The 22,883-nt window shown below is 45.6% G+C and carries 23 protein-coding genes; 16 read left to right on the top strand and 7 right to left on the bottom strand.

Annotated features, from left to right (window positions below; all coding sequences use genetic code 11):
- Positions 1-9: 9 nt before the first annotated feature.
- On the top strand, positions 10-696 hold the full coding sequence (locus ACLWBB_RS09160) for a hypothetical protein (RefSeq protein WP_413291326.1): 687 nt from the start codon (positions 10-12) through the stop codon (positions 694-696).
- A 112-nt stretch (positions 697-808) separates the two neighbouring features.
- Here ACLWBB_RS09160 and ACLWBB_RS09165 read toward each other — a convergent pair whose 3' ends face one another.
- Positions 809-1,522 carry a VC0807 family protein gene (locus tag ACLWBB_RS09165; RefSeq protein ID WP_413291328.1) on the bottom strand — a complete coding sequence of 238 codons (714 nt, stop codon included), beginning with the start codon at positions 1,520-1,522 and terminating at the stop codon, positions 809-811.
- A 237-nt stretch (positions 1,523-1,759) separates the two neighbouring features.
- On the opposite strand from ACLWBB_RS09165, the gene ACLWBB_RS09170 reads away from it, so the two are divergent.
- Positions 1,760-2,653 (top strand): hypothetical protein, encoded by an 894-nt coding sequence (locus tag ACLWBB_RS09170; RefSeq protein WP_413291329.1) that lies wholly within the window; start codon positions 1,760-1,762, stop codon positions 2,651-2,653.
- 67 nt (positions 2,654-2,720) lie between these two features.
- Here ACLWBB_RS09170 and ACLWBB_RS09175 read toward each other — a convergent pair whose 3' ends face one another.
- From ACLWBB_RS09175 to ACLWBB_RS09190, 4 genes are all read right to left on the bottom strand, one after another.
- The gene (locus ACLWBB_RS09175; RefSeq protein ID WP_413291330.1) at positions 2,721-3,614 is read right to left on the bottom strand and encodes a hypothetical protein; all 894 of its coding nucleotides are present in this window, start codon (positions 3,612-3,614) and stop codon (positions 2,721-2,723) included.
- Between the two features lie 3 nt (positions 3,615-3,617).
- Entirely contained in the window at positions 3,618-4,442 is an 825-nt protein-coding gene (locus ACLWBB_RS09180; RefSeq protein ID WP_413291331.1) for a hypothetical protein, read from the bottom strand.
- Between the two features lie 125 nt (positions 4,443-4,567).
- Complete coding sequence (locus ACLWBB_RS09185; RefSeq protein WP_413291332.1) at positions 4,568-5,590, bottom strand: hypothetical protein; 1,023 nt, start codon at positions 5,588-5,590, stop codon at positions 4,568-4,570.
- 142 nt (positions 5,591-5,732) lie between these two features.
- Positions 5,733-6,191, bottom strand: a complete 459-nt coding sequence (locus tag ACLWBB_RS09190; protein WP_413291333.1) for a cupin domain-containing protein — start codon at positions 6,189-6,191, stop codon at positions 5,733-5,735.
- A 217-nt stretch (positions 6,192-6,408) separates the two neighbouring features.
- Between ACLWBB_RS09190 and ACLWBB_RS09195 the strand changes: the two genes are divergently transcribed.
- The 5 genes from ACLWBB_RS09195 (at position 6,409) to ACLWBB_RS09215 (ending at position 12,816) form a co-directional block, all read left to right on the top strand.
- On the top strand, positions 6,409-7,590 hold the full coding sequence (locus ACLWBB_RS09195) for a DcaP family trimeric outer membrane transporter (RefSeq protein WP_413291334.1): 1,182 nt from the start codon (positions 6,409-6,411) through the stop codon (positions 7,588-7,590).
- Between the two features lie 22 nt (positions 7,591-7,612).
- Positions 7,613-8,695, top strand: coding sequence for a type II asparaginase (locus ACLWBB_RS09200; RefSeq protein WP_413291335.1), 1,083 nt, complete (start codon positions 7,613-7,615; stop codon positions 8,693-8,695).
- 123 nt (positions 8,696-8,818) lie between these two features.
- Positions 8,819-10,216 (top strand): aspartate ammonia-lyase, encoded by a 1,398-nt coding sequence (locus ACLWBB_RS09205; protein WP_413291598.1) that lies wholly within the window; start codon positions 8,819-8,821, stop codon positions 10,214-10,216.
- Between the two features lie 85 nt (positions 10,217-10,301).
- Positions 10,302-10,595, top strand: a complete 294-nt coding sequence (locus tag ACLWBB_RS09210; protein WP_413291336.1) for a hypothetical protein — start codon at positions 10,302-10,304, stop codon at positions 10,593-10,595.
- Between the two features lie 214 nt (positions 10,596-10,809).
- Entirely contained in the window at positions 10,810-12,816 is a 2,007-nt protein-coding gene (locus ACLWBB_RS09215) for a DUF4105 domain-containing protein (RefSeq protein WP_413291337.1), read from the top strand.
- Between the two features lie 55 nt (positions 12,817-12,871).
- On the opposite strand, the gene ACLWBB_RS09220 is transcribed toward ACLWBB_RS09215, so the two are convergent.
- On the bottom strand, positions 12,872-13,216 hold the full coding sequence (locus tag ACLWBB_RS09220; protein ID WP_413291338.1) for a DUF2388 domain-containing protein: 345 nt from the start codon (positions 13,214-13,216) through the stop codon (positions 12,872-12,874).
- Between the two features lie 259 nt (positions 13,217-13,475).
- Between ACLWBB_RS09220 and ACLWBB_RS09225 the strand changes: the two genes are divergently transcribed.
- The 3 genes from ACLWBB_RS09225 to ACLWBB_RS09235 all read left to right on the top strand — a co-directional run bounded on the left by ACLWBB_RS09225 (position 13,476) and on the right by ACLWBB_RS09235 (position 17,050).
- Positions 13,476-15,317: a hypothetical protein gene (locus ACLWBB_RS09225; RefSeq protein ID WP_413291339.1), complete on the top strand. Its 1,842-nt coding sequence runs from the start codon at positions 13,476-13,478 to the stop codon at positions 15,315-15,317.
- A 105-nt stretch (positions 15,318-15,422) separates the two neighbouring features.
- Entirely contained in the window at positions 15,423-16,223 is an 801-nt protein-coding gene (locus ACLWBB_RS09230) for a hypothetical protein (protein ID WP_413291340.1), read from the top strand.
- 50 nt (positions 16,224-16,273) lie between these two features.
- Positions 16,274-17,050 carry a hypothetical protein gene (locus ACLWBB_RS09235; protein ID WP_413291341.1) on the top strand — a complete coding sequence of 259 codons (777 nt, stop codon included), beginning with the start codon at positions 16,274-16,276 and terminating at the stop codon, positions 17,048-17,050.
- Between the two features lie 38 nt (positions 17,051-17,088).
- Here the strand turns inward: ACLWBB_RS09235 and ACLWBB_RS09240 are convergent, their stop codons facing one another.
- Complete coding sequence (locus ACLWBB_RS09240; protein WP_413291342.1) at positions 17,089-17,655, bottom strand: hypothetical protein; 567 nt, start codon at positions 17,653-17,655, stop codon at positions 17,089-17,091.
- A 52-nt stretch (positions 17,656-17,707) separates the two neighbouring features.
- Between ACLWBB_RS09240 and ACLWBB_RS09245 the strand changes: the two genes are divergently transcribed.
- From ACLWBB_RS09245 to ACLWBB_RS09270, 6 genes are all read left to right on the top strand, one after another.
- Positions 17,708-18,250: a hypothetical protein gene (locus ACLWBB_RS09245; RefSeq protein ID WP_413291343.1), complete on the top strand. Its 543-nt coding sequence runs from the start codon at positions 17,708-17,710 to the stop codon at positions 18,248-18,250.
- Between the two features lie 3 nt (positions 18,251-18,253).
- The gene (locus ACLWBB_RS09250; RefSeq protein ID WP_413291344.1) at positions 18,254-19,654 is read left to right on the top strand and encodes a hypothetical protein; all 1,401 of its coding nucleotides are present in this window, start codon (positions 18,254-18,256) and stop codon (positions 19,652-19,654) included.
- A complete protein-coding gene (locus ACLWBB_RS09255; RefSeq protein ID WP_413291345.1) occupies positions 19,642-21,003 on the top strand; it encodes a S1 family peptidase in 1,362 nt (453 codons plus the stop codon). The genes ACLWBB_RS09250 and ACLWBB_RS09255 overlap by 13 nt, the downstream gene beginning before the upstream one ends.
- Positions 21,004-21,148: 145 nt before the next feature.
- On the top strand, positions 21,149-21,529 hold the full coding sequence (locus ACLWBB_RS09260) for a hypothetical protein (RefSeq protein WP_413291346.1): 381 nt from the start codon (positions 21,149-21,151) through the stop codon (positions 21,527-21,529).
- Between the two features lie 123 nt (positions 21,530-21,652).
- Positions 21,653-22,471, top strand: a complete 819-nt coding sequence (gene mutM, locus ACLWBB_RS09265; protein ID WP_413291347.1) for a bifunctional DNA-formamidopyrimidine glycosylase/DNA-(apurinic or apyrimidinic site) lyase — start codon at positions 21,653-21,655, stop codon at positions 22,469-22,471.
- 125 nt (positions 22,472-22,596) lie between these two features.
- The gene (locus tag ACLWBB_RS09270) at positions 22,597-22,797 is read left to right on the top strand and encodes an acylneuraminate cytidylyltransferase (protein WP_413291348.1); all 201 of its coding nucleotides are present in this window, start codon (positions 22,597-22,599) and stop codon (positions 22,795-22,797) included.
- Positions 22,798-22,883 lie beyond the last annotated feature (86 nt).

Here is a 22,883-nt window from a genome sequence, read left to right on the forward strand (position 1 = left end):
TTCATAGCTATGTTCTCGTTCAAGTCCTCTTTGGCTTTGGCGCAAAGCGAAGACGAGCGACGCAAAGGTTTCTATAAACAGCAAGAAGAAGACAAAGAATTCGACCGCGAACGCGAAGCGGGCTTAAAGCAATACCTCAAAGAACAGGCCGAATGGGAAGAGAAGCGCAAGAAAGACACCGCTGCCGATAAAAATCGTAAAAGACAAGACTCCCCTCAAGAAGGCGGCCCCGAATACAAGGCCGATCGTAAAGCAAAATATGAAGCTTACGAAAAGTACGAAAGCGGTCGTCAGGTTTACGTGAAAGAGAAAAAGACCCATGAAGCGAAAAATGCTAGCGAGCAAGCTAAGCGTGATGCATGGGCATTAGAAGAATACGGTTTAGATAAAGAGCGTCCGCGTTTTGATATCGCGAAACGTAAAATGTACGGTGAAAAGGGTGGAGGAGCTTCGCCTGGTTTCAGCCCTGGTGGTAGTAGTGCGCCGAATTTCCCGCCTCCTCCTGCCTTTGATGATTTCAGTGATGGCTATGTTCCACCACCATTCCCGCCGGCAGAACCGTTTGAGCCACCGCCTGAAGGGTTCCCGCCGCCGCCTCCACCAATGCCAATGCCAGGAGAGGGTGGACCAGACTTCGACGGAGGTTATTTCCCACCGCCACCACCACCAATCCCCATGCCCGAAGACGGCGGTTAGAAGCTATCTCATAAAGCCAAATCCTGCGTTGCGCGTCGTCGCGGTACAAGATGTACGGCTTCCTCCTTGCGCCTTGGCTTTGGCTTTATGAGATAGTTTCTATTATTGAAAGTTATTTTTGAACGAGGAGTTCATCTTCGGTGAGGCCACTAAGGCGTTGCATGCCTTTTGTGAGATACAAAAAGATTCCCACAAGGAAAATAATAGACGGCAAAACGATCACTGCCATTGACCAAGTTGTCATGCGGGCGATCTGCTCGTTGAGAATCAAAGCCTGTGCTTCATCTGCAAGTTGGGCATTGATCGGTTCAAAAATTCTAACCGCCAATACGAAATTGCAAATGGCGCTAAAAACAAAAGACAAAGAGATCCACAAAGTAGACTTTTTCAGAAGCTCGCCAAATTCAGACTCTGTTTGTCTTTCAAACAAGCGGCCCTTCAAACGATCTACATCGATAAGTTGCGGATTCAAAAACAGGGTCGAGATAAACGGATTCTTCGTAAATGCCGAGCCAAAAACGAAAGCGCCCACAAGCAACGGAAATGCCGCTTCTTTCACGGCAAACCAAATCCCGTGCAGCTTAAAGAGCGCGAGGCTCCCTGTAATACCCACATTCAAAAGACCCAGGATAGAAATCGCATTGGTTTTTTTACGTTTGATGTGGTCGTAAATTCCGTAAGAAAGCGGAAACGCGAGCGCGATGACTAGCCCCCATACGGAGCCAAGAACTTTACTGCCCTTATTCAAAATCAGAATAGGGATCACAATATTAAACAAAATATTGAGAAGCGCATTTTCGGGTTTTTGTTTCTGATTTTCTGCCATTCGACCATCCTTGAGTGAGCTCTGGTAAAAAGCAAGGGAAGCTAGTGATGGCGCATGTGGTCGTGATTGTCTTTGCCCCGAGTGAGGCTCTCGCATTCTGGACAACATGTCATTCTGGAATGTCAAAACTCTTTCAGACAGGTGCGCAATTGATAGCTAGTGTTTTGTAAACTGTGCGTAGCAGAGCATGGGCCCAAGTTTGCATTGATGATCTTCGTGAAAGTAGGGAGGGGTCTTATGGAAGTATTTCGTTTGAAAACGCTTTTGGTAGCGTTTCTTTTAACCACAGTTACATTTTCAGCATTCGCGGGTGACGACGACGTTGACGACAGAGAGGATGATAGTCGCGAAAGAGTTAACCTGTTTGAGTCTTACTTAAATCGTGACCAGATTCGAATGAGTTTGCGAGATAATAAGTTCTTAATCATTAAGCCGAGCACCGGTGGTATGATTGTAACCGAACGTCGCAAAACACTAGGGCAGTACTGTCTTGATGCGACGGCAATGGGAAAGTTGAACGGTATTTTAGATCAAGGCTCTCAGTGTATACAAAACTGCTACAGTTACAGTCGTCAGCTTCGAGAGCTTTTAAATCAGATTAAATCTCAATTATCACAATATAGTTGCGGAGGAGTACCGGCTCCGACTCCAGCTCCAACGCCTGCACCAACACCGAAGCCAACTCCGGCTCCAACGCCAGTTCCAACACCAGCACCGACGCCGAAGCCAACTCCGGCTCCAACGCCAGTTCCAACACCAGCACCGACGCCGAAGCCAACTCCGGCTCCAACACCAGTTCCAACGCCAGCACCGACGCCGAAGCCAACTCCAGCGCCAACGCCGGTTCCAACTCCGACGCCAGCTCCTAGCAATCCAAATGCGACTTACACGTATGTAAGTCAGAATATTCTTGGTAAGTGCTTGGGCTGCCATGGTGGTTCTGGTGGGTATTACTTTAATACTTATGCCAACTCCGTAAAGGCCGTAGTTCCAGGAAATGCGGCGGGAAGTACTTTGTATCAAGTATTGTCTCCGGGCGGAAAGATGCTTCCTTATGTGGGCAATAGCATCACTGCAGATCAGTTGAAAGCTCTTGGCGATTGGATTAACGCTGGAGCACCTAACAACTAATAACTTTGCGAAGACTATAAGGTTATTAATTTTAAAACGCGGTTCTGGAAGGGACCGCGTTTTTTATTCAAGCGACATCAGATAAAGAATAAAGCCATTTGTTCAAAGACTTGATTTGTTCAGAGCTTAAACTTGTGTAATCAAAATAGTAATCATGTTCGGCCCGACGGGCGAAACGCGTACGCAAGGTCAGGCCATTTCCGAGGGGAATTTCAATTTCACGAGTAGCGATGTCCGCTGGTGGTTCGGATAGGCGGCGCAAATGAATTCCCTTGTCAGACACTCCCATCAATTGGGCCCATGGGTCTTTGCCTTCGAATTGGAAAAGAATTTTCTTACGAAGTTTTGCCACGGCTCTACGCGGAGCCTCTTTTGGAGGAGCCGGCTTAGGCGGTACAGGTTGTTGTGTTGGCTTAGCGGCTGTCGTTGATGCTGTCGCTACCGTAGGTGCTGGTTTAGCAGGAGGGGGCGCAGTTGGTGGTGGTGTTGTTGCAATTGGTTTCGGAGTTGACGCAGATACTGGTTTTGCCTCGGGAGCTTTTGCCTGCGGCTGAGAGTTTCTTTTTGGAACTTCAATTTTCCAAACGAGCTGATCGGCAATAAAAAGAAATGCAGCGACGTTCGTGATAAAGAAAAACCAAGTAATCGCGCTGGTTCGGACATGGCCAAAATCAGAAATTTGCAAGGCGATATAGCCACCAAGCAGAACTAAAGCAAATTTCCAGCCCGAAGATTTTCCTCGAAGCATTACAAAACCAATAGCGAGAGTGGCGACATACAAGATCTGATTCAGGGTCGAACCGACCATGATGATTTTCCAGAAAACTGAGAAGGTCCAACGGTTGGGGATTTCGGTTAGTAAGGCCATTTTCGCCACGGTGTTGACGAAAGGAGCGAGAATCATAGCCAAACCGAAGAGTCGGATGACGGCTTTTTTCTCGAGAACCTTTACTAAAACCATGAGTTACCCCACGTCGTTTGTGTCTTTGTCGCCGACAAAACGCATTTGCAGGATTTCATCACCACCGCCATGAGGATGGGTGGCCATGTTCTGAGCGGAAGAGTCCGCTGCTGGAGCTTCTTGAGCTTGTTGACGTTCTGGGCGGCGTGTATCGAGCGCCCCTGAAGTCGCGATGACCAAGCAAATAGCAAGAGGATCGAAAACGCACACCAGAAGAAGAATCAAATACTTCACCACGGTGTCGATATCCATCTTGAAAACTTTTGCGATATACACGAGAGGACCGACCTTCTTCTTTAGTTCCAAAGTGTGAAGGTTGGACTGAGTCACTTGTTGTTCCAAGGATTCGATCTGTTTCGTGAGAGTCGCGATCTCGGGCTCGATCTCTTTGCGAAGTTCCATGCGTTTTGTTACGCGACTGACAGGAATTTCTTCGACAGATTTATTCAAGCGGGCAATTTCAGCACGAGCACTGTTTTGCTGAGTCTTCAGGGATTCCAACTTAACGGCCTCTGTTTCCAGAGCGGCTGTTGCTGATTGATACGCGTCAGAGAGGAAACCAAAAATACCCAAACTTGTGATCGTACTCAAAATCACAATCGCAAGTACGAGATAGTATTTGAAAATGGTACCAAGCTGTGTCCAGCGCTGATGCAGATAAGCGGCCAAAACGAACTTTGCAAGTTCCAGAGAAGCTGCCATCGCCATGACGGCAACAACTGCACCTGAAAACAAAGCAGCAAGACCCACCACGGAAAACGCGGCGCCAAGCGTAGATACGCTGACTGTAGCAAGGATAAGACCTATTACAACCCAGAGTGGTGTCATGACCAACTTATCGGCCCATGTTTAGCGCCACTTAACAGATTCTTTACTAGGAAAATCGAGAAGGTCCTGTCGAAACATGTGACAATTCCAAGGTCTAGCTTTTTGAAATGAAATCGAATAAGGCGCTATCTATTGAACTGAAAGTTTTTGTACCAAGGGTGATTCAGCCAACCTTGGCCGATCTCGATCTGCACTGTATCGCCAACTTGGGCTTGATTAAATATTTCTTGTGCCACGCTGATGTCACGGGGAACAGAGATTTGCTCAGCGCCCTCCGGAGGTGCGAGGTATAAGTGATATGAATATGAGGTGCCTCGGCGGCTGCGATGCGCGACTCTTTGTTTGTCGTGAAGTTTGCGTGAAATCAGCACTGGTGTTTTTTTATCGAAAGAGACATTTTGATCAGCCACCATGCTAATTCCGGCTGCAGGTAGCGCCAGAACAAGAACTATCGCACTTTCAACAATGATACGATGGCCGCGAGAAGAGCCTTTCATGAATAGTACAACAGCACCAATCAGAAGCGCAGTGAGGATCAAACCGAACACCATTCCGTGAGTAGCAACAGCGCCAGGATAAATGTGAAGGTCTTCGCGTGAGACCGCTGAGGAAAAAAATGCTGTGAAACCGTAAGCGGCGATCGACCAAATAGCACCTTCGATCAAGATTGTCTTAAGTGCAAAAGCATCCGCAGGAAATCGGCGTACGAGGGTATTCATATCAAAAATCTGGCGATAGACCTGTATCAAGCGCTCACCCAAAGAAGTTTCTAAAGTGCGATCGCCGTTAAAATCCATGATCAGTAAATTGCCATTGCAGCGGATATTCGAGCAGCCTGCATTGAAAAGTTCAAGAATCAAACTACGAACTTCTGGAGCTGTCGTGATTTTATGTGCGAAGACGCGGCTGTCGCAGGCAATATAAATCTTTTGATCGAAAGTTTGATCTCCACTCTGAATTTCTTGAGCAATGCCGATTTTTTTGAAAAAACGATCGGTGTCGGATTCTTTAGTGAGTTTGAAACAGAAGTTGCAGCGAAATGGGATCACGAAACTTGTCGACATGACGTGTCCGTTTTTACTTTTACTTTTTTTAATGAAACCAGTGACGTTTTCAAAGTGAAACGCGGGCGAGCCTGTACTATTCATAAACGACAGGTGTCTACTAAATGCTCTTAGGCAAAACGCGAGAGCTGCAATTGTGATTTTAACAAGAATCCACATAGGTCTATCTCAGGATGTCTGAGATAGACTGTCAAATGTGGTTTGTGGTTGCTAGCCTTTGATGGGGCTATTTTTTATTGCGAGGATCATCCGCTGGGTTCACGTAAGTAATGCCCCAAGGACCGACACCGTTGATTTGTACGATGGCCTCTTTATCTGCTCGAGCAAAGTGATGAGTGCCAGCTTTCATACGAGCAAAGCTGCCTGCCGGCAAAGTCATAGTCTTTGCTTTGGCGTCATCGCCAGTTCCCATAAAGAAGGTTCCCGAAATCACGGTTACGTTTTCATCTTGAGGATGTGAGTGAGGTGGAACCTGATATTTTGCAGGAACTTTTAGGCGCATACCAAACGGCCCTGCAGCTGCAGGATCACCATACATAACTGCCATCTTTGCTCCTGCAGGGAGGGAATTAGGTGCATCCACCCACTTGATGTCTTTTGGAATCATCATGACGTGGTCTGCCTCGTCTGCAGCGAATGACATAGCTGGAAGTATAAATGAAAAAGCTAAAAGTATTTTTAACACTTTAAAATCTCCTTGTAAAAAGTTTGAGGTTTTTTGACGAAGCCAAGATACTCCGAGACCGAAAATAGTTAAGCCCTATCTACCTTGAATGTGAAAAGACAGAGAAGTGTTAGGGGGCGTATGATTCTTGCCAAAGTCTTTTTTGTTGAATGGACGCATATATCCGCCGGGCGTACAGCTTACCTGATGGGTTTATTCTTTAACAAAAGGAGAGGGTATGAATCGTCAGTCCCGTTTGGGTCTTGGACTTGGCCTTGTCATGGGAGTGTTTTCCTCCCAAGCCATGGCGCTCGAAGGTTCCGGTTTTGAAGTTTATGGTTTTGCACAAGTGGATTACATCCAGGATTTCAACCGTGTGAATCCGGCATGGGAAGACACTCTAAGACCTTCGCGCATTCCTGCCACTGAAGGTGAGTTCGGGAGTGATGGACAGGCTAGTGTTAGCGGTAAGCAAAGTCGCTTAGGGGTTCAAGCTTCCTTGCCTGTTGATGGCAAACCTCTTTATACAAAATTTGAATTCGACTTCTTTGGTGTTGGTGTCGATGAAGGGAAAACTACGCCGCGTTTCCGCCATGCCTATGGTCAGTGGGGAAATTGGTTGGGTGGACAGACGAACAGTCTATTCATGGATATTGATGCCTTCCCAAATATTATCGACTATTGGGGACCAACGGGCATGGTCTTCTATCGTACTCCTCAAATTCGTTGGACGCCGATGCAAAGTGATAATTCGCATTTTGCAGTCGCTATTGAGATTCCAGGAAATAGCGTGGATTTCGGTGGCGTGGACGCGGCTTTAGCCGCCAATATGCGTGCGGATGAAAAAACTCCGGATATCACGGCTCAATGGCGCATGGGCGGCGGTTGGGGGCATGTGCAACTTGCGGGTATTGCAAGAACCGTGGGTTTTGACAGTGTCGGTACGGTTGATAATGAACCAAGTGATCACAAAACTGGTTGGGGTGTCGACTTAACAACGAATATTAAATTTGCAGGTAAGAACAAGCTAATTCTTGGAGTCGTCAGCGGCGAAGGGATTTCCAACTATATGAATGACGGTGGTATGGATATGTCCTTTGAGGGCACACCAACGGCGCCGACTGCGAAGCTAACTCCACTGACTGGTTACATTGCTTACTACGATCATTACTGGAGCGATCAATGGTCAAGCTCTATCGGGGTCAGCCAAACAGAAGTTAAAAATACCGAATTGCAAACGGCAACGACTTACAATCGAGGCCAGTATGCATCTTTGAATCTTCTCCACACACCTCATAAGAATATTTTGATGGGTGGTGAGATTCTTTGGGGTAGTCGTCGCAGTAAAGATGATACAGAGAACGACGACTCTCGTATTCAAATCAGTATGAAATACAACTTTTCAAGCAAAGATTTCTAAAAAATAATTTCGGAGGATACACATGAAAACATGGATGAAGTTTACATTCGTTCTTTGCCTCTTGGGAGCACAAGTGGCTCATGGTCAGACAGATAAAAAGCAGGCCAGCAATAAAGCAAAACCAAAAGTGCGCATTCTTGCCACGGGCGGTACGATTGCCGGCGCTCAGATGAGTAAGGATGAGTATGGTTACAAATCCGGCACTTTCAGTGTCGACAACTTGATTGCGGCTGTTCCGACGATGAAAGACATTGCCGACTTGACGGGTGAGCAGGTCGCAAATATCGGCAGCCAAGATATGAATGACGAAGTTTGGCTGAAGCTTTCAAAACGCATTAATGAAGTTCTAAAGTCTAAGGATGTTGATGCTGTCGTTATCACTCATGGAACTGATACTATGGAGGAAACTGCTTACTTCCTAAATCTGGTTGTAAAAAGTGATAAGCCTGTCGTGTTAGTAGGATCTATGCGGCCGGCGACGGCAGTGAGCGCCGATGGTCCTGCGAATCTTTATAATGCTGTGGCTGTTGCGTCAGATCCGCGCGCAAAAGGTCGTGGCGTTCTTGTCGTCATGAACGACGAGATTCACAATGCCCGCAACGTTGAAAAAGTAAATACTATCAACGTCGAAGCTTTTGCAAGCCCCGAGCGTGGACCTGAAGGTTTGGTGAATACGGGTAAAATTGCATGGTCAGAGCCTTCAACAAAAAAACATACGTCAAAATCAGAATTCAATATTGAGAAGACTGACAAACTTCCGCGTGTGGATATCTTCTATGCTTACGCAAATATGGCACCGGATATCATCGAAGCTGCCGTGAAAGCGGGTGCTAAAGGCGTTGTGATTGCTGGAGTCGGTGATGGCAACATGACAGAAGCCACTTTAAAAACATTGGAACGTCTTCACAAAGAGGGACTTCTTGTGGTGAGAAGCTCTCGTGTTCCAATCGGTCCTGTGCTGCGAAACTCAGAAGTGGATGATGACAAAATGGGCTTTGTGGCTTCAGGAGAATTCAATCCGGCGAAGTCACGCGTGCTTGCGATGTTGGCTCTGACAAAGACCAACGATCCTAAAAAAGTCCAAGAAATGTTCAATACGTATTAGTCATGATTAGCCTAATGAGGAGGTCCTGTGAATCCACTGAGTATGAAACAAGGAATTGTCGTCATGGTCGTTCTTTCGTTGCTGTCTCTGGAGGTCTTCGCACAGACCTCCAAGGCAATGCGTATGGAACATGATCTATTAGGGGACAAGCAAGTGCCCGCGGATGCCTACTATGGTGTGCAGACCGCGCGCGCGCTTGAGAATTTTAAAATTTCCGGTGTTCCTATGAATCGCTATCCAGAGTTTGTAGAAGCTTATGCCATCGTCAAACTGGCAGCCGCTCGAGCGAACAAGCAAGTCGGAGCAATGAAGGCAGATCGCCTTTCGGGTATCGAGAAAGCCGTCGAAGCAGTTCGTGCTGGAAAGTACCATGACCAGTTTTTGGTGGATTGGTATCAAGGTGGTGCGGGAACTTCGGCAAATATGAATGTCAACGAGGTGCTTGCTAATATCGGTCTTGAAATGATGGGCCATAAAAAAGGCGAGTACAAATACCTCGAGCCTCATGACGACTTAAATATGTCTCAGTCAACCAATGACTCCTATCCAACCGCAATTAAGGTCTCGATCCTTTTGCGAAATGGAGCTCTGATCAAGGAGCTGGAAAACTTAGTTGCAGCCTTTCGAGCGAAAGGTAATCAATATTTAGAAATTCCGAAAATGGGGCGTACCGAGTTGCAAGATGCGGTTCCTATGACTGTGGGACAAGAGTTCCATGCGTTTGGTGCAGCCCTTGAGGGCGAAATTCAACTTCTTAAGGAATCCGAGAAAGCATTGTACACCGTAAATATGGGTGCAACAGCAATTGGTAGCGAAATTAACGTACCAAAAGGCTATCCGAAGGCATGTGCCTCGGAACTTGCGAAGCTAACGAAAAAACCGATTGTTGCCGCACACGATATGTTTGCAGCGACGTGGGATCAGCAAGGATTTATCGTTTATTCTTCAGCATTAAAGAGTCTAGCGATTAAACTTTCAAAGATTGCGAGTGATTTGATCTTGCTGGCGTCGGGACCTCGTGCGGGTTTGAATGAAATCAATTTGCCGGCTTTGCAGCCAGGTTCCTCGATCATGCCTGGTAAAGTAAATCCGGTCATTCCAGAGTTGATGAATGTGATCGCCTTTAGAGTTATCGGAAATGATGCGGGGGTTGCAGTAGCTGCTCATTCAGGTCAGTTGCAGCTAAATGCTTATGAACCACTTGAGGTTTTATCGATCTTAGAGTCCATGAATATTCTGACTAATGGGATTTCAACCCTGAATACAAAGTGTGTCTCGGGCATCACCGTGAATGAGAAAGTCCTTGCCCGCTATATTGAAACGACGGTGGGTATTGTTACGGCCTTAAATCCTGTGATCGGTTATGAAAAATCAACCGAGCTTGCTAACGAAGCCTATCGTACGGGGAAAGGTCTGTTAGAAATTATTCGCGAGAAGAAAATTCTAACCGAAGCCCAGATTAAGGACCTTTTGGATCCAGTGAAACTTTCAAATCTTGATAAGAAAAAATATAAGAAGTGAGGCTCGCTAGCGAAAATGGACTTTGCAAAAGCCCACTTTCGCTGGTCTAATTTAAGTTAGCACTTTATTTGAAAGGACCACATCTATGAAAACACAGTTTATTTTTTTAGCGGCAGCAGCACTTATTTTGGGAACAGCTTGCGGTTCAAGCTCTAAAGATCAAAGCGCAGAATCTGCTCAAGCTCCTGCTCCAGTAGTAGCTCCAGCGGCACCAGCTCCGACACCTGAAGCTGCGACAACAGATATGCAAGCTTGTGAAGGTAAAGCGGCTAAGGATCCTTGCACCTACACTGGTGATAAGGGTGAAGTAAAAGGCGCTTGTGTAAGAACTGAGTCTCAGGCTTTGCAATGCCAAGTTAAGAAATCAAAAAAGAAATAGTTTTGTAATATGGGACTTGCCTCGACTCTGGGGCAAGTCTTTCCTGTTTGTCTCATTCTGAGACACTGAACCCTGTCTAGGGTTTTTCACTCTCGAAACATAAATTGGCATCTCGGAACCGCATCCGAAAACCTCGTCGTTATAGTCAATAAAACACGAGAAGGATTGGCATTTATGGCCTTGGCTTTGCTCATTTTGAAGGTCAGGAGTCAATATGCTTAAATGGAATTTACGAACAGCTTGGACTTACGGGTTTCTTTCAGCGAGTCTTCTATTTTCAGATGCGGCTTTGGCTGGGATCTATCAGCTTAAAACCGAACTTCCTCCCCAGGAAAAAGTCGCGGTTCTTGCACTCTTGGATAAAGCCGAAAGCATGTTGCCTCCCAACCTCAAGGCTGCAGTAAAATCCATTGATGTTAAAATTGATGAAATCAACCTGATGGCTCCTCCGGGAAGTGGCAAGCAAGTGATCGCTGGTATCACTAAGCGTGGCACCATCACGATCAATAAATCCTATCTCGGGGACATCGTTGCGGGCCCAGAGCGCGCGCGCCAAACTCCTCAACGTCAGCATAAGAACGCATTCAACGAGGCCCTCGCAACTGTTTTGCATGAATCCACCCATGTCTATGACGAACTCAATGTTCATTCGTCCGAGGAACACGCATGGATCATGCGTTGCAAAGCGAACAATTTCGAAACTAGAAGTATGAGTAACAAAACCTCACCTCCGCCATGTGCTGCTTATCGAGGTATGTACCGAACTTTCTCGCAAAATCCTTACTTTGAGTCTGTGGCTGGTTGGGTTCATGGTCAGGAAACGAACGGCTATACTCAGCGCAGTCCCGACATTTACGAAAACAAAGACTCCTATGAAAATTTTGCGGTGAATATGGAGTTCTTTTTGATGGATCCTGATTATAAATGCCGTCGTCCTAATATGTACCGATTATTAAAAGATCATTTTCAGCACGAACCTTTTGCTGGCGCGAATTGCAAGAACAGTTTTGGCTATGTCCTTCCGGCACAGGGAATGGAGAAGCCACAGATGCTTTCTATTGACCCGTCTCGTGTTTATCAGGTGCATTATCTTTTGGCTGATGTGGGCAGTGGAGCCGGCAGTGGCTGGGGGCATGCAATGATTCGTCTTGTGATATGCGAACCAGGAAAAGCCATGGGTCCTGATTGTGTTAAAGATATTTTTCATAGCGTCGTTTTAAGTTACCGAGCCTTCATTGATTCGGTTGGTATGAGTCCTCTGGACGGTCTTACAGGAAAATATCCATCGCGGTTGTTTATTATTCCGATGTCACAAGTGATTAATGAGTATGCGCGAGACGAGCTGCGACCGCTTTATAGTATTCCTCTAAAACTTTCTCGAAAAGAAATTGAAAGTTTTGTGGTTCGCTCTCTGGAGTCTCATTGGTCCTATGATGGAAAATACCGTTTTGTCAGTAATAACTGTGCAACGGAAACATTCAATCTTATTAAAAGTGCTCTCTTACGACCGGATTTTATGTTTGCAGATATCAAAGAGGTTTCGGAGAGAACGCAAGTCGATAATATGAACCCGTTGGGATTAAGACCCCTGCTTAAAAAGGTGGGGCTATCTGATGAGACGGTATTTTCGAATTCAGTCAAAGCACTGAATCAAGGCTACTACTTTGATTCTTTTGAAGATCGTTACACTAAGATTTTTAGTTTGCTGAAGAGAGATATGAATCTGCCATTCTCAACCTTCAAAGAATATATAGAGTTAACGGCGACTCAGAGACGTGTATGGCTCGAAAGACTTACTAAAACAAATCCAAGAGTCTCTCAAATTGCCGCAGGCTTTTTATTATTTGAGAACGCCAGTGCTCGCCGTCTTGAGCGTAAGGTACGGGATGAGGTCTTCAAGGTCGTTCTTGAGGAGGTTCAGCGAGACAATGAGTCTGGGAGGGAGGGGCGTTCGTCTAAAGTTGTAAATGGTGGATTGAGGCTATCCAAACTTTTTGCCACACCGGCGAACTTCTTAAGAAACCAGTCGGGATATGGTCTTCCGATGAGCGCAGAGCTTCAAACTGCGTCTCAAGAGATTAAAAAGCAGGTCCAGGCATCGGCAGCCCTAGCGAAAGAGGCGTCTGGGATGGTGGACTCTATGATCCAGTCGACGGTTGTACAGGAAGTAGAAAACATCAAAGAAAATAAGCAGTATCTACAATCTCTTCTGGGGAAATAAAAAAAAGAGACAGGATTTCTCCTGTCTCTTTGGTTTGCTTCAAATTATTTTTAAACTATTTGCTTTCGCCCAATTTTGTCAAAGCGATCTTCGCCAGCTCAAGGTCTCCAATACCTGTAGTGTCTACGTTTTTCTCGGCCAAGAATTTGCGATAAGCATCTAAAGCGTCTGTTGCGCGAGGTGGAGCAAGTTCTCCGTCAGAAGACACCATCGTTCCAAGATCGTCTTGAGCTTCAACGATCTCTTTGCAGCCGCCAGAAGATGCCCAAAGCGTATAGAACGTAGTAGATGTCGTAGGGCTGTACCAGCCAGTCTCGAGAGTTGCATTAGTAAATGGTGTGTTTTGTGCAGAAGCGCTTACAGAAACAAGCATAAGTGTCGCTAAAATCATTTTTTTCATTGGAAAACTCCTTTTAAGTTTTAAAAATCTAGTCGATCCCTTAGTTGCTACATCTGTGCCGTATAAGAGCGAGTTTCTTTGGATTTGGTAATAAATATCTGCATAAGGATTGTACAGCGTGCCCTAGAAGGGCTGAACGGATGTCCCGTTTTATAGGCCTGATTTCAGGGGGATACGACAGAGTTATCATCGAATTTGCAAGCTCGGCGCGTGGGATTAAGCATTGACCTAGAAAGAAAGGCGACGTTTACATGGTCCCATGAACGAGGCTTTTAGATCTGACCTTCAACAAATTTGGACCCTTCGAAACGCACAGAAATTGGATGCGGCCGAAGTAGCATATAAGGATCTTTACTCTCGTTCGCAGGCTTTTCTAGAGCAGCCTGCCGATTGGCGTTTGGAACTAAAACTGCTTGAAGCCTCTCTTTTGCGTGGCCGTCGCCGTATTGAAGACTCTGAAGCGCGATTGCTCGAAGCTAAAAATGAAATTGAAAAAGACAGTCTTAAGATCCCTTTCCAGTACTATTGCCAGCGCGGTTTGAATCTCTTTTATCAAGGTTATTTTCCTTCAGCGCTCGAGTTTTTCACGCGAGCGCAAGAGCTTGCCGAAACCGCCGAGCAAAAAGCACTGGCAGTGGGTAATCACTTCTTGTGTTTGGATAATTTGAATTTGCCTGCGCATTCGGCCGTTGAGAAGCTGCGAAAGTTGCAGCCAGAGTTACCGGAAAAGTACTATACACAAGCAATTCATCCTCAGCTTGAAACTTTTGAGCGTCGACAGGCCTTTCGTGAAGGGCTGACTCATAAAGTGTTAGCGCCATTGTCTGCGACTGAGTTTTCTCAAGCTCATTACGTCCAGCTTTGGGTTTCACAGCTTCCGTACGTTAATAGCGAAAATCAAAAGCCAGATCTAACTCAGTTGATAGAAGCTCCACACTTCTTGTGGAAGAAATACCGCCTGCGCACGCTTTTGCTGGATGCTCGTTATGACGACGAAGAGTCTGTGAAGATCTCAGAGCGTGTCGACCGTCTTTATACTTGGCTCTGGAAGTGGATGGCGTCTCCGGGTTCGCTTTCGGCAAAAGTTCTTGAGGAAACTTGGGAAGCCCTTGATCCTTGCGAGATCTGTTCGCAGACAACAGCAGAAGACTTTGTGCTTTTGCGTCTGTGTCTGCGTTGGGCAAGGCTTTTTGATGCGCGCTGGGAAATTCCATCCCAAGAGTGGCTTAAAAAGAGCACACCACCGAATTTGCAAGATCCGCCGCTCTTTCAGTTTGAATCTTTGGTCTTGGATTATCTCGAGGAACTCAAGCGTCGCGAACGTTCTCGCGCGCGTACGGCCTTAGCGAAGATCGAGGCTCATCCTTTCTATCAGGATTCTGGTTTGCATTTCCGTGATTTGATTGATGGAGTTCAGGGAAATGGGGAGTCCTCGCATCCGTTATTCGCACTTGGTGAGCGCTTAGCAAATAGCTTTAAAACAAAAACTTTGGCCGTGACTGCGAACACTGTCGTGATTGACTTGCAGAGTTTCCAGTGGAGCCGCGGAAATCTTGAAGGGGTCTCGAAACCCCTTTGTCTTTTGCTGAAAGTGCTTCATGAAAAGGGCAATTTGTCCTTTGATGAGTTGATGCAGCTTTGCTTTTCGATCTCGTCTTATGATGAGGATTTGCACCGTCACAAGATCATGAACTTGCTGACTCGAGTACGCAAAGTTTTGCCGTCGGATTTTGAAATCTTCACTCGTAATCAGTGGATGTATTCAAAGGGCCAGCTCAAAAAAATCCGTTTCGAGAACCGTGAAGGCGAGCGCGCCAAATGGGAACTGCCAAGAATTTTTGAACGTCCATGCCTAGAGCAAAACCAACATCATATGGATCGATGGATTCAGCCGCAGTTGGTAGTAAAGAAGCTCAAAGGCAAAACCAAAGTGACCCGCCAAGAACTGCAGGATCTTTTGCAGATTTCAAAAGCTACAACCAATCGTCTGATTCGCCGGTGGCAGGATGAGGGGTTTTTGCTTAAGCAAGAATCTGGCCGTAGTATTTGCTATGTAATTGATAATACGTACTTTTTTCGACTCAATTCTCACGACTCATAATACTTTTCAGAGATCGCGCGGAAGCTCTATCTAAGTTAGTTTTCTTTCATACATAAACACATCACGACTTCACCGTTGTGATCTATGAAAGATGGGTACTAATTTATGCTAAAGAATTCAATTTTAGTTATCAGCACAGGTCTTATTCTGGCAGCGTGTTCAGCTAGTGTGAAAACCGAAGAGGTGGCACCCCCCGGAAACAACGAAAAAGCCAATGGCGGTCCTTACACGGTTGATTTTTCTGCAGCGGATTCAACTTACAAACACAGCTTCAAAATCCCAATCAACCAAGCTGAAGGTAAAGTAGAGTACTTTATTAAAACAGCAGAAGCCGCGGACATTGAGTTTGTAAGCACACAGATGAAAGTCACTGGTTGCCCAGCAAATCAAGTCACGCATAAGACTTTCTGGATTCCAGACAGTCAGAACACTGTGGGCCAATATGTAGTACCAGGATCTACGCTTAAAACTCGCGCAGGCGTTCAAGGAACTTTCATGCATATCGTGCTTGGGCTGACTAATTGTACGGATGTAGAGCTCAACACGGTTCTAAAAAAGAAAAAAGTCTCAAACATGAAATGTAAAGAGTCTTCAGACTCTACGTGCCGCGTGCAAGTTTACTGCAGAGAAGGCAACTACCCAACGAACTATGTCGAAGTTGAAGTTTGGCAAGATGCTTGGGGCATGTCTTTGCGTAAATTTATGAATGGTGGCGATGGTACTCGTGGATTGATGGCTTCAAACTCAGTGACTGTCTTAAACAACGGTACTGACACCATTTACACCAACAATTCTGGTTCAGATAAAGTTTTCCTCAAGTACAACAATCAGACATTTGCAGGACTTTATTCTCAGGACATCATGGGTAATACCTTTGATTCTCGAGTTACTTGTACTTTGCCTTAGTTGATTAAAAAATTACTGTTCTTCATTTCAAATATAAAAGGAGTTATTTTGTGAAATCGATTTTAAAAATGGTTCTTGCCCTTCCCTTGGTTTCTCTCGTTGCATGTACAACTATGAAGGTGGAAAAAGATCACGTTAAAGGAGTAAAGCGTGTCGCGATCGTTGGCTTTGATGTTCAACAACAGCGCCCAGTAGAGGGTGGCGACTTGTTTAAAGCTCTGACCCATCAAGATACGAGCAGCAAAGCTGAAGTGAAAGGCCGTACTGAGGCTGCTCACGTAGCTGCGATGTACGATCTTTTAAGAAAGAAGCTTGAAACTGACAACGGCTGGCAAGTGATGCCAATGGACAAGGTGAAGCAGAACAAAGCTTACCAAGAGCACTTCAAAGCAAAAACGGAAGGATGGCAAAACCGTCCGATCATGAATGACCGTTATAACTTGCTACAAGCTGAAGGTATCTTGGATAGTTTCGCTATCATGACGACTGAGCCTGAAAAACGTAAGCAGTTACAACAGGACTTGGGTGTTGATGCTATCTTGTATGTTGGTATCAAAGTAGATCTGAACAATAACAGTGCTTTGGCTTCTTTGGTCGGGCAGGGGAAGTTCAGCCCTTTGGCGACGACAAATCTGACTCTGATCGATGCGGCGTTTGATACAAAGATCTGGTTTGATGGCAGCGCCCAAGGCGAGCCAGCAGAAAATAACGATAAGAACTTTATGGGTATGGCAGATGCGGAAAAGCTAAATCAATTGGCTGTCAAAGCTGCAGAGAGTTCTTACAAAAAGCTCCTTGCGAACTACAAAGAAAAATTGGCTGAGTAATTAGTCAAAAAAAAGGGTGGAGAGATCCACCCTTTTTTTTATTTTGGAAAGTCCGTTACGGATTTTGCTTTAAATACATAATCACCACAGTCGGTGGTAGATCCGGACCCTGCAGGTCCTGGCATAATCAGCAAAAGAAATTCTCCGTCAACTTTGTAGTGGTAGCTGGCACGTGAGGTCTCGCCGCTTTCGCCACCACCGTCGCAAGAGATGGAGGTGTTTGGATCGTTACTTTCAGAATGTCCCGTGGATTTTCCAAGCAACATTTCTAGGACACCTGGAGGGTTTTCAGAGTATGTCATCTCCGTCGTTGTTACGCAGGCAACACCCGGCATGAATGAAGAGCGGGTCACGAAAGAGCCTGTGGTTGCGGTAGTGAATACGTAATAGTCTTCGAAGCAGGGAGGACTTGTGAATTTACCGTCGATGCAAGAGCCTTTGATGCCCTTAAGAGTGTCAATGTAATCTTGCTCTTCAGGGGTGTTTACGTACTGGGGATTTGAGCAGTAAGCGTCAATAACTTTAAATGAGCCCATAGGAATCGCGGCTAGGGCGAACTGCGTTGTTGTGAGGCCAAAAACAAGAAGGCTAGCAAAGGTTTTCATTGTTGTTGCTTTCCATGAAAGGGTCTTGTTAGTAATGAGTCTTGAGGTGAAAATGCTTAAATTAGTTGCGGGCGCTTTGTCCATTCTTTTTTGCGTTCAAATGGCGTCGGCGGATATGGTGATGATTAGAAACGCCGTTTGCCGTCACGATAATAAGAATTACATTCTGTTAGTAGAGCAAAAAGCGGTGGGCCTTGTGGCCAACCAAGAATACATCATCATGGAAAAAGACACGGCAGACACCCAAAAGATGCCGCGAACTCTTCAGGGAAGCTTCCCAACGGGCGGCGCAGATCTGATTTTCCCAAGCTTCTGGAGACCCACTTCAATCCCTTTGAATTCTTGCCAAGCTGAAACGCCGAAGCTGCATTTGTTCAGCGAAGTCATTCGTGAGTTCTATGTAAAAACCTACTTCCTTGCGGGCGATCCTAGAGCGATTCAAGAAGACATCGAAGATTTAGTGAAACGTGGTGATGCAATTCCACTGAAAATGCGTGTTTTGTGCAAAAGCGATGACTTCACGGATGACATCACTCTTTGTCACGAACTGACTTTGTTAGATAAGCTTATCCCGATTGATCCGAACGAAAGATAGTCTGTGAAGTATTCTGTTTTTGCATTCGTATCACTTCTGGTTTTCCAAGCATCCGCGCGTTCGCCGGTGGTGAAAATCGATTTGTCTGGATGTCAGTGGTCTACTGCTGCGAATTTTTCGGGAACTCTTCTTGAGTCTCAAGGCCGTCACTATGTTGTGACATCGTCTTGGGCACAGATGAGTGCACAAATGCCTGGGCCTCGTTGTGAAAAAGTTTTTTCAACCGACGGAGAGCTCGCTGTTCGCCCGGTGGCGACGGATCACCTTGCGGGACTAGCTTTGTATGAAGTGCTTTCATCCATTCAAGGGTTAATTGCACCTCAGGGTGATTCACAGTCAATCCAAGTTTGGCAGCTAAGTGAACATGGCCTGCAATCTTTCAGCGGTGATATTGTCATCACTGGAAGTCGCAGACATCAAATTCCGGCATGGGATCGTTTGCAAGAGTGGCAAGGAAGTGCCCTAACAGCCGGTACCGTGGGTGCAGGACTTTGGAGCGATAGTCAGTTCCAGGGAATTGTCAGTCATCAGTATTTAGAACTTATTCCTGGTGCTAAAACCAAAACTCAGCGCTGGGATCTTAAAAAATATCTTTCCCAGAACCATGTGATTGTCATTTCTGCGAAAGATGTTTCGACATGGTTACAAAAACAAATCGCAAATCCTGAAGAACCCATCGTATGGCGACCTGAAGATCAAAGAGCAGGAATCGATCGCTGGGTTGTAGGCGACTTAGAGCTGACAACTCTGTGCCCGGATGAGTCTGACCCAAATCCAGGCGGGCAGTATCCTATCGGTGGCAATGATGGTTTCGGAATCGGCGGAGATTCTGTTCTGAATAAAGCCTGCAAAACGGCCGTTGCGATTTCAAAGAGTGGCAAAACTTCTTGGATCCCGCTATCGCTACAAACTTGGCAAGCTCAATCGCAAACGGCGTTGGAGCAACAGCAAGACGTGATATTGTGGTATGGCTTAAGTCGTACTCCGCAGGGATTAGTTAGAGATTATATTTTCTCGACGGAATCCTTGGTGAAGAGTGCCTTAGACGGTAATAAAAAATGGATCGATCAGATTCCGTCTTTCACGCCACCTGCAAAATTACAACCTATGATAACGAGTGCGAAAGATCTGCAATCGCAAAGCATGCATTGTTATGATCAGCTCTTTATTCGCGAGCAAAACGTGCAAGAGCTTACAAGAAAACTATTCTTCTATGCAATGCTTGCGCAATCTCAAGCTTGGCAAGAGCTTCAGTCTGAAGACGTGAGCTCGATGATGGATATCAAAGGAGCCTATGCTCAAGGTTGGAAGGCTCTTTTGTGGGAAGGTACTTGTAATACTCCTCGCCTTCGCGAGTCTGCTGAAAAATTCATGCTAGAGCATCAAAAAGTATGGGCGCCTTAAAACTTTTCTTTTTATTTCTAATTGCGCCGCTTGTGATTTATGCGGCCACTCCTTCAGAGTCGGTCGTTAAAATCACGTCGTACTATAGTACTTCCAGTCTGCAGCCGCGTCTTGGCTCGGGCTTGGTGATTTTGTGGCAGGGGCATAAATATGTTCTAACATCTGATCATGTCGCTTATCACTCGAATCGCTCATTCACTCACGAGATCACGGATGAACAAGGCCACAAGCAGACTTTGGAATACTTTGTGTCGGATGCGGGGCGGGGATTGGCGCTATTGCGATTTCTGACTGACGATCCAAGCTTTGTGCCTTTTGACCTGGGCGCTCAGCAAGAAGACGTACCATCTTTGAACGAGCACATCACCATGATCGGCTATCCGGCGGATTCAGATGCGATGTTGATAGATAAAAAAGGTCAGTTGAGTAACATAAAATTTCCGTCAGAACTTTTTGTCGAGCTTCCAGAATTGATGGAAGTCAAAGGCGGTTACGGCGAATTCGGCATGAGTGGTGGTGCGGGTTTCTCCGCAAGTGGTATTTATCGCGGTTTGATTTCGCACCAGATTGTCAGTGGCAGCAATAATACGCTTCTTTTGATTCCGGCAAACGTGGTGCAAACTTGGTTGGGCAGTGTTCTGAGTGCGGATGGCAGTCTAAAAAGTCCTTCACCTATTACTTTGATTCAAGATCCAGCTCAGCAGGTCAGTGATTTTCCCTCTTACCGCACAGGCAATTTGTATTTTGCATTTTCTGAACCTTTTGGGAAGGGAATGGGATCGTCGTTAGTCGTGATGGCGACGAAAGACAAAAACACTGACACGGTTTTTGGTGGTGATCAGGGGTCATTTGCAAATCTAGTTTTTAAACCCAGAGTTAGTTTCAGCTGCATGGGGTTTCGCACGAAGGAAGTCCTTGGTCGACATTTTGGATCTGCAGGCTCATTGAACGGGTGGTTGCGTTTAGCACAGAATCCGCAAATCGAGCCGCTCTGGATTTATGAAGGTATCGAAACCGTCACGAATGTCAGGAAGGCACGTGCTTTGCAGCCCGATTTTGCAAGACTTGCAAGCGAACTACGCGGGCTTCAAGCTCAGCAACTGGCAAGTTATTTAGGGCGAATTGCAACTCTGTTGGAGTTTTACTCAAGGGGTGACTCTTATCAAGATTCGATGGATGAAAATGCTCTTGGCAATTGGCGCTTTATAAAACCCAAAGATATAGATTATATTTTGCACGACGCTGGCCTCAAAACAGAATGGCAGAAGCTCGCAGAGGTATCTTTAGAAACTCGTGCTCGTCAGAAATTGAATGAGCTCAGAGCTGTGATGGCTGAACTGACTTATTAGTTTTTACCCAACCCTTTTCCTATGCCTTTATGGTAATTATAAATTACCTAAAGAGGCATAAATTAATAAAGTATAAATATCGTCAGCGAATTTATTGAATTAAAATCCATTACGAAAATAAATCCATAATTTTTAAAAGGATTTTATGAAGACTCTATTTTTATTGATCGCGACGGTATTTTTAGCAAACACAACTCTCGCCGCTGATGCAAGTGGTGGTGGAAGTCCGTTTATTCACAGTTCTGCTGTTCTTAAAACTATTTTTGAAAGCCCGTTGGTTTGGCAAAAAATCTTTGGTGGAATCGAAAAGATCACTTTGGTTCAACAAAATCAAAAAACAGCAACCTATCAGGTTTCAACAATCGAGATGATTGAAAGTAAAGATGATCAAGGTGTTACAACCGGATGGAGTAAGGTGGCGTGTAAAGCTGTTGTCACTGTGACTAATGTTTCCTCTGACGTCTTTGTGCCGAAACTTGAAGTGACAAAGGTCGATCTCAGTAGATGCCCTTCAGCCAATAAATAAACTGGATATCTTAGCACTCTCACCCCGCATTTCTCCGTGAAAATCATAAAACAGGGTGATATAAAGGGGCCTGCTTAAATATCGAGCAGTTCAGCTCGAAAATTTTAATAGGATCAGTGTCTAATGCCAGAACTTCCCGAGGTCGAAACCGTTCGTAAAGGTCTCGAAGAAATTTTAAAAGATCATCCTGCGATTTCAAAAATTGAACTCAAGCGCAAAGATTTGCGCGATCCTATTCCCGTGAAGAAGGTTCAAAGCTTGGTTGGGCAAAAGATCACGTCCATTGAGCGACGAGCGAAGTACTTGTTGTTGAAAACTCCTCAAGGAAGTTTGCTATCGCACTTAGGGATGACGGGCACTTGGCGAGTGGCTGTCCCAGGCGATGAGCGGGATCATGATCATATTTATTTGCATTTTGCCAATGGGCTACGCCTGGCTTACCGCGATCCGCGACGTTTCGGCGTATTTGATTTCATCGCAAAAGAAAAAGAATTGGAGCATCCAAAATTAAAAGCTCTTGGGTATGAACCCCTCTCGGACGGATTCACGGGGCAAGCCCTTTGGAGCAAGCTTCGAGGCAAGATCGTTCCTATAAAAGTCGCTATCATGGATCAAAAAATCGTTGTCGGCGTCGGAAATATTTATGCGAGCGAAGCTTTATTTAGGGCAGGGATTCGTCCAACAAATAAATCTGTCAAAATCAGTCTTGAAAAATGTGATCGATTAGTAAGCTGTATTAAAGAGGTTTTAACAGAGGCCATCGCCGCTGGTGGATCGAGCATTAGCGACTATGAACAAGCGACGGGCGAGAGTGGTTATTTCCAGAAAAAGTTCCGAGTTTATGATCGCAAAGGCGAGCCTTGTGTTGTTTGTAGAACACAAATATCTGCTCAAATTTTAGGCGGCAGATCGACCTACTGGTGTTCGAGTTGCCAGAAATAATTTTATTGCAAAAGCAATTCGCTTCGTGCAATTTATGGGGACTAAAGTATTGATTTAGTAATTCATTAACAATTGCTGACGTGCGTAAAAATCTTCAGCATTTAATTTATAAGGGGATACTATCCATGAGAACAATCGTTGTAGCAGCTTTGCTTGCATTGTCTTTCACTACTGGCTTCACTTGCTCTAAAAACCAACCTGCAGAAACTGCTGCTCCAGCTCAAGAACAAATGGCTGCTCCAGCTGACGCTGCTGCAACTCCTGCTGCTGATGCTGCTGCTCCAGCTGCTGACGCTGCTGCGACTCCTGCTGCAGAAACAAAGTAATTCTCGGATTCCGAGACTACTGTGTCTTTCAAAAGCCTCCGCTACGCCTCTTGGGCTGAACGGGGGCTTTTTTATTTGCGCTTCAT

The sequence above is a fragment of the Bdellovibrio sp. HCB337 genome, from assembly GCF_047302465.1.
Lineage (GTDB): Bacteria > Bdellovibrionota > Bdellovibrionia > Bdellovibrionales > Bdellovibrionaceae > JACMRP01.

Coding starts and splice junctions, on each gene's coding strand:
- ACLWBB_RS09195 (WP_413291334.1), top strand. CDS start 6,409: ATGAATCGTCAGTCCCGTTTGGGTCTTGGACTTGGCCTTGTCATGGGA.
- ACLWBB_RS09210 (WP_413291336.1), top strand. CDS start 10,302: ATGAAAACACAGTTTATTTTTTTAGCGGCAGCAGCACTTATTTTGGGA.
- ACLWBB_RS09215 (WP_413291337.1), top strand. CDS start 10,810: ATGCTTAAATGGAATTTACGAACAGCTTGGACTTACGGGTTTCTTTCA.
- ACLWBB_RS09200 (WP_413291335.1), top strand. CDS start 7,613: ATGAAAACATGGATGAAGTTTACATTCGTTCTTTGCCTCTTGGGAGCA.
- ACLWBB_RS09245 (WP_413291343.1), top strand. CDS start 17,708: ATGCTTAAATTAGTTGCGGGCGCTTTGTCCATTCTTTTTTGCGTTCAA.
- ACLWBB_RS09240 (WP_413291342.1), bottom strand. CDS start 17,655: ATGAAAACCTTTGCTAGCCTTCTTGTTTTTGGCCTCACAACAACGCAG.
- ACLWBB_RS09165 (WP_413291328.1), bottom strand. CDS start 1,522: ATGGCAGAAAATCAGAAACAAAAACCCGAAAATGCGCTTCTCAATATT.
- ACLWBB_RS09255 (WP_413291345.1), top strand. CDS start 19,642: ATGGGCGCCTTAAAACTTTTCTTTTTATTTCTAATTGCGCCGCTTGTG.
- mutM (WP_413291347.1), top strand. CDS start 21,653: ATGCCAGAACTTCCCGAGGTCGAAACCGTTCGTAAAGGTCTCGAAGAA.
- ACLWBB_RS09160 (WP_413291326.1), top strand. CDS start 10: ATGTTCTCGTTCAAGTCCTCTTTGGCTTTGGCGCAAAGCGAAGACGAG.
- ACLWBB_RS09185 (WP_413291332.1), bottom strand. CDS start 5,590: ATGAATAGTACAGGCTCGCCCGCGTTTCACTTTGAAAACGTCACTGGT.
- ACLWBB_RS09225 (WP_413291339.1), top strand. CDS start 13,476: ATGAACGAGGCTTTTAGATCTGACCTTCAACAAATTTGGACCCTTCGA.
- ACLWBB_RS09260 (WP_413291346.1), top strand. CDS start 21,149: ATGAAGACTCTATTTTTATTGATCGCGACGGTATTTTTAGCAAACACA.
- ACLWBB_RS09220 (WP_413291338.1), bottom strand. CDS start 13,216: ATGAAAAAAATGATTTTAGCGACACTTATGCTTGTTTCTGTAAGCGCT.
- ACLWBB_RS09205 (WP_413291598.1), top strand. CDS start 8,819: ATGGAACATGATCTATTAGGGGACAAGCAAGTGCCCGCGGATGCCTAC.
- ACLWBB_RS09170 (WP_413291329.1), top strand. CDS start 1,760: ATGGAAGTATTTCGTTTGAAAACGCTTTTGGTAGCGTTTCTTTTAACC.
- ACLWBB_RS09180 (WP_413291331.1), bottom strand. CDS start 4,442: ATGACACCACTCTGGGTTGTAATAGGTCTTATCCTTGCTACAGTCAGC.
- ACLWBB_RS09175 (WP_413291330.1), bottom strand. CDS start 3,614: ATGGTTTTAGTAAAGGTTCTCGAGAAAAAAGCCGTCATCCGACTCTTC.
- ACLWBB_RS09270 (WP_413291348.1), top strand. CDS start 22,597: ATGAGAACAATCGTTGTAGCAGCTTTGCTTGCATTGTCTTTCACTACT.
- ACLWBB_RS09230 (WP_413291340.1), top strand. CDS start 15,423: ATGCTAAAGAATTCAATTTTAGTTATCAGCACAGGTCTTATTCTGGCA.